6 protein-coding genes and 1 pseudogene are annotated in these 5,002 nt (G+C 65.9%); 3 read left to right on the plus strand and 4 right to left on the minus strand.

Annotated features, from left to right (window positions below; genetic code table 11):
• Nucleotides 1-1,316 (plus strand): glycosyltransferase family 2 protein (locus KBY78_RS16130; protein WP_315856684.1); only part of this gene is annotated, 1,316 nt, incomplete at its 5' end.
• Between the two features lie 69 nt (nucleotides 1,317-1,385).
• Here the strand turns inward: KBY78_RS16130 and KBY78_RS16135 are convergent.
• The 3 genes from KBY78_RS16135 to KBY78_RS16145 form a co-directional block, all read right to left on the minus strand.
• Nucleotides 1,386-2,597, minus strand: a complete 1,212-nt coding sequence (locus KBY78_RS16135) for an FAD-binding oxidoreductase (RefSeq protein ID WP_255144486.1) — start codon at nucleotides 2,595-2,597, stop codon at nucleotides 1,386-1,388.
• A 187-nt stretch (nucleotides 2,598-2,784) separates the two neighbouring features.
• A complete protein-coding gene (locus tag KBY78_RS16140; protein ID WP_255144487.1) occupies nucleotides 2,785-3,108 on the minus strand; it encodes a type II toxin-antitoxin system Phd/YefM family antitoxin in 324 nt (107 codons plus the stop codon).
• Between the two features lie 148 nt (nucleotides 3,109-3,256).
• Nucleotides 3,257-3,418 carry a hypothetical protein gene (locus KBY78_RS16145; RefSeq protein WP_255144488.1) on the minus strand — a complete coding sequence of 54 codons (162 nt, stop codon included), beginning with the start codon at nucleotides 3,416-3,418 and terminating at the stop codon, nucleotides 3,257-3,259.
• 166 nt (nucleotides 3,419-3,584) lie between these two features.
• On the opposite strand from KBY78_RS16145, the gene KBY78_RS16150 reads away from it, so the two are divergent.
• Both KBY78_RS16150 and KBY78_RS16155 read left to right on the plus strand, forming a co-directional pair.
• Entirely contained in the window at nucleotides 3,585-4,022 is a 438-nt protein-coding gene (locus tag KBY78_RS16150; protein WP_156776553.1) for a hypothetical protein, read from the plus strand.
• A gap of 207 nt (nucleotides 4,023-4,229) precedes the next feature.
• Nucleotides 4,230-4,538 carry a DUF202 domain-containing protein gene (locus KBY78_RS16155; protein ID WP_006170959.1) on the plus strand — a complete coding sequence of 103 codons (309 nt, stop codon included), beginning with the start codon at nucleotides 4,230-4,232 and terminating at the stop codon, nucleotides 4,536-4,538.
• Between the two features lie 104 nt (nucleotides 4,539-4,642).
• Here KBY78_RS16155 and KBY78_RS16435 read toward each other — a convergent pair.
• Nucleotides 4,643-4,777, minus strand: a pseudogene (locus tag KBY78_RS16435) (IS5/IS1182 family transposase); the annotation flags it as partial.
• Between the last annotated feature and the right edge of the window lie 225 nt (nucleotides 4,778-5,002).

The raw sequence follows: 5,002 nt of genomic DNA on the forward strand, positions 1-5,002 counted from the left end.
CGTTCGTGATGCGTCGCTCGGCCCTGGAGCGGGCGGGTGGCTTCGAGACCGGAACCCCCTCCGAGGATCTGGCCACAGGCATCCGGCTGGCGGCGGCGGGCTACCGCAACCTCTACCTCGACGCCAAGCTGAGCGCCGGGCTGGCGCCGTTCACGATCGGGGCCATGGCACGCCAGCGCAGCCGCTGGGCCAGTGGCACCCTGCAGACCCTGCGCACGGGCGCCAATCCCTTCACCATCGCCGGGCTCACTCCTCTGCAGCGGATTGCCTACCTGGAGGGGATCCTCCACTGGTTCAACGTGGTGCCTCAGCTGCTGTTGCTGCTGATGCCGCTCTCGCTGGGACTGCTGGGGGTGGCCCCGATCCTGTTGCAGGGACCAGGCCTGGTGACCATGGCCTTGCCGTTCTACCTGTCTCAACTGCTGCTGGTGAGCTGGTTCAGCCGCGGCGCGCGCAACGCCCTGTTGCCGGAGCTCTACCGCTGGATCTTTCTGCTGCCGCTCGTGGCGGCCGTGCTCAGCACCGTGGCCGGCCGGCCCCAGCACTTCCGGGTTACCCCCAAGGCGATCAGCGGCTGGGCCAGGCCTGGTCCCGAGTGGCGCCTGCTGGTGCCATTGCTGGGGTTGCTCGGGCTGCAGTTGCTCAATCTCACCTTGCTGATCGTCGGCCCCGGCACGGCCGGCCCGATCGAGGCCGCAGCCTCCAGCCTTGCTCCCGCCAACCAGGCCCTTGGCCTCACCTGGTCGCTGCTCGGCAGCACCAGCCTGCTGCTGGCGCTGCGCACCTGCTGGGACCGTCCTCAGGACAGCCCGGTGCCCTGGCTGCGGATCGACGGTCTGATCCTGTCGTTGCTCACCCCCCGGGGAGGATGGTCAGCCAGGATCCTGGCCATCAGCGAGCAGGGCGTGGAACTTGCCTTGGCCCGGTCCCATCCCGGCGGCAAGCTTCCTGGTGACGGACTCCACGGTGATGCTGGAAAATGGAGTTTGGCCTTGCCTGGGCGGCCTGGGGACGCCCTGCCTCTGTGGCCCGAGCAGCACCGTCACGAGCGAGGTTTCCTGCGGATCGGCTGCCGCTGGGGCCCTCTCAGCGATTCTCAGACCGATGCCCTGCAGGCTTTGCTCTACCGCGGACGCGGCGTGTGGCCCAGCCATCAGGCCCCCTTTGAACCCCTGGCCCTGCTGGCTGTGCTGGCCCTGCTGCTCCAGCCTGTGCCTGCCCAGGGCTGGTTCCGGCGCAGCCTGCTCTCAGCTGCAGGCCCGATGGCTGGGGAGCAGCGCCGTGATGCACTGGCGCAGCTCGCCGAATCACGCTGAACATGGCCCCCGCGAGAACCCCGATGCGGCCAACAACGGCCATCTGGCCGGTCGGCACACCCTCGGCCTCTACCCCTTGCTGGAGGATGACCGCTGCCATCCGCTCGCGGTCCGCTTCTTCTTCCAGATCAGTCCGTTCGCCTGCTCGGCGGTGCGATCAGCCCCGGCGGGACGGTACAGCTGTCGCATGCCGGCGAGGATTCGTTCCTCGGCGGCTTGATCGAAGCGGGGCGTGAGCACTCCGACGTCCTGGGTACCGCCCAGCAGCAGGCCGTCGCGGCGGGGATGGAGGTAGAGCCCCGGCGCCGAGAGGGTGTAGTTGAGGCGGGAATCGGCCTGCAGGCGGGTGAGCTGCCCCTGCACCGGGATCAGGTCGGCATGACCGAACAGGCCGACGCTACCGATGCCGGTGCAATTCACGATCAGCCGCTCCCGCAGCCGCCCCAGTGCCGCCGCATCGCGGAAGGTGCGCCTCTGGATCGCCATGCCGGCCTTGCGCACCGCCCCCATCAGGGCGGGCAGATACTGCTGGGTCTCGATGAAGAGGCGCTCCTCGACTCCCACCCACTGGGCTGCGAAGGGCAGAGAAGGATCGCGGATCTCGAGCGGCGGTGGGAAGATCTCCGGCAGCAATCTCGACACCCAGCCAGCCAGCGGCCGCTGCGCAGCGAGAACGACGTGGGGACGGCGGACCACTCCCATGCCCCGGCCGAGCATCCCCAGGAAGCGCCGGTGGGAGGTGCGCACCGCGGCGGCGAGCCGTTCCTCGAACTCCGGCGCTCGGGAGGCAGCCGCCACCACCAGGGAGGGGAAGAAGCTGGCGCCGGCCACGCTGGAGGTGACCCGCGGGTGCACTTCGCTGGCGTAGACCGTCACCGCCCGACCGGCCTCGTGCAGCAGCCAGGCTGTGGCGAGGCCGACGGCCCCGCAGCCGAGCACCGCCACCGGACCCGGCTGCCGCAGCGCCAGCAACCGGTCCACCGCCATCTGGGCGGTGCCCCAGGACAGGGTGATGCCGGCGCCGCCGTGGCCGATGTTGTGGACGATCGATCGGTCCGCGATGGTCTCCAGCTCCACCCGGAAGCCCTCGGGTCGGTAGGGACGGAGGCTCACCATGCGGGCGGTGATGTGGCGCGGCGAAAAGTCGGGAACGGCGGTGGCCAGTGCCGGTAGCGATGCCTCCGCCCCATCGGCCTTCGCCGGGCGGGAAAGCAGCGGCCCGGCGAGGCGCGCCGCGAGCAGAACTGAGGAGCCCGCCAGCCATTCCCTCCGGGAGATCATCCGCCTCTCACCATGGCCGCGCCCCCAGGCTGCCCCATCCCTCGACGGCCGTGCTGGGATCTGGGAATGACCTCTGGTGATGGGGAGGCCCCAGCTGAGTACCAGTCGATTCCGTGGGTCTCCAGCAGGCTGATCAGCCGGGCGTTCTCGCGGCGCAGCTGATCAAGCTCAGTGGGACCGGAGTCAGCTATGGGGTGAGAGCCTCAGCGCTGGTCAGCTTCCGCCACTCCCGCAGAGCCTCGGGATGAAAGGCCCACTCAAAGGGCATCAAGGCTGACCGCACTGGCTCCTGGCCGTCCGCCAGCCTGGCATCGGCGATGGGGCCCAGCTCCAGGTCTTCCACCAGATCCATCAGCTCCTCGTAGGCCCGGGCAGGAACGCAGTACAAGGCCGGCTCGTTGCGGTTGAGCACCGCGACGGTCATCCCTTCACCAGCCGCGACGGTGGCCATGGGGTTCTTCTTGTGTTCCGAGATGCTTACGGCTGTCTCGGTCAGCACGCGGTGCGCCATCAGCGGATCAGACCACAAAGAAGACTCAATCTGGGTCGTCGAACAGGTCGCTGAGCAGCTGCGATCCCATCCATTTTGACCCTCATGGATCAGGATGGGCATGAGTGCCGCCGGCGACACGGAGCCAGACTGGCTCTTGAGGTGGGTTCTAGTCCACCTCTGCGGGTACTCCAGGCTCCAGCCTGCGCGCTGCAGAACCGGCATTGGCCACATGGGCGCCGAGGGCGAGGGAGTTGTGCCTGAGGTGGTAGCTGCCCACCACGGCCCCAGCCGCATCCACGGCCACCATCACCGCCTGGTTCTGCTCCACCCTTAGCGGGCAGGGTTCCCCGGATGGAGCGGTTCGCCAAGCGTCATTTGGGCTTGCTCAACGAGGTTCTCGGCCTGGAGATCGGCAAGCCATCATCTGATCCACGTTTCATTACCTGTTCCTGCAGCTCGATGTGGAGGCGTTTGAGGCCCTGCTACTCCAGTGGATGAGCCAGCAGCCCGCCCTGGCGGATGGCGTCGACACTCTTGTCTGCGACGGCAAGACACTGCGGGGCTCGATTGATCAGAAGCCTGGCGCCGCAGCGTCTTTCATTGCCCAGGTGAGCCTGTATTCCCAGCCACTGGGGGTGGCGATTGCCCAGACCACCTATGCCACCGACGAGAGCAGCGAGACGGCTTCGCTCCTATGGCTCCTCAGCGGCATCGAGCTTACCGACATGCTGGTGCAGGCGGATGAGGTGGGTGGCTCCCGTTCATCGCGGGGCAGGCAAGCAGGTCCCAGCAGTCCTGCACCAGCTGCAGGCGGGGCAGCAGCGCCGCCAGGGTGGTATCCGGGGGAGGCTGGAGCAACCTCGAAAAGCGGCTGTTGGCTGTTGCCGGTGACGGCCAGCGCTGAGCCGCTGGCCCTGAGCAGGGAGCGGTAGGGCCAAGGGATTTGGTTTCGGGTGGTTCTCAGACCCGCGAACACGTCCTACGGTTTGAGGGGATCAGCTGAAAACAACTGCAATCACACCCGGCTCACCCCCGTTCAGCCCACGATCTGCGGTTGGTTCTCGGAAAGAGATTTACCCCTCGGAGTGGTTCACGGAAACCACCGAAGAATAAATTCGACGGCAGACTGAAAGATTAAAATGCGCAACAACCCGTATGCTCGCTTCAGCGAGAATGAGCTGATTCTCCGCGATCAACTGGCCATAGACAGGACGATTCTGGCGAACGAACGTACGCTCTTATCGTATCTTCGTGGGGCGGTGGCCATGGTCATCGCCGGCGTGACCTTCGTCCAATTCATTGAATTTGGCATTCTTCGCTACATCGGCATGGCACTTGTACCCATTGGTCTGTTCACGGGTGTATTTGGATTGAGCAGATACAGGCGCATTAACCGAAGAATTCGGACGATTTGTCAAGTCATGGACAAGAATCCAGGGAAGATATGAAGGGGGTCAAACAATGCAATCGAGGGGTACTGCTGACGTTCATGTCGTAATTCTTGTCGGCGCCGACGGTCTTCTGGTGGGCACCGGCGACGTCTGCTGCCATCTCCTTCTTTGGGAGCACCGAATCCTTCACCAGGACCTGCTGGCGGAGGCGGAGGGTCCTCCAGGCCATCGATCCGCTTCAGGGAGGCGTGTGACGCCCAGGCCTGTAGCAACGTGCCGTCCACGGAGAAGTGGTCGTCAATCCCGGCGAACGCATCAAGCCGCGTTGAGCCCGCAGCTCCATCTGTCTTTGGTGTTTGCTCGTCACCCCCACTTTCAGGAAAGAAGTCCGCTAGGTCTTTCCCATCCACCGGGGGGCCTTACCGACGACCATGAAACCGATCTATGACCAGGCCGTTCGGGCGGAGATCCGCAAGCGCATGAGTCCGCCCAATCGGGAGACCGTGGCGGAGATTGCTCGC

Source organism: Synechococcus sp. EJ6-Ellesmere, from assembly GCF_024345875.1.
GTDB lineage: Bacteria > Cyanobacteriota > Cyanobacteriia > PCC-6307 > Cyanobiaceae > Regnicoccus_A > Regnicoccus_A antarcticus.

Bases quoted from the DNA above. Each gene is read 5' to 3' on its own strand.
- KBY78_RS16140 (WP_255144487.1), bottom strand. From the start codon at position 3,108: ATGGCGCACCGCGTGCTGACCGAGACAGCCGTAAGCATCTCGGAACAC.
- KBY78_RS16155 (WP_006170959.1), top strand. From the start codon at position 4,230: ATGCGCAACAACCCGTATGCTCGCTTCAGCGAGAATGAGCTGATTCTC.
- KBY78_RS16135 (WP_255144486.1), bottom strand. From the start codon at position 2,597: ATGATCTCCCGGAGGGAATGGCTGGCGGGCTCCTCAGTTCTGCTCGCG.
- KBY78_RS16150 (WP_156776553.1), top strand. From the start codon at position 3,585: ATGAGCCAGCAGCCCGCCCTGGCGGATGGCGTCGACACTCTTGTCTGC.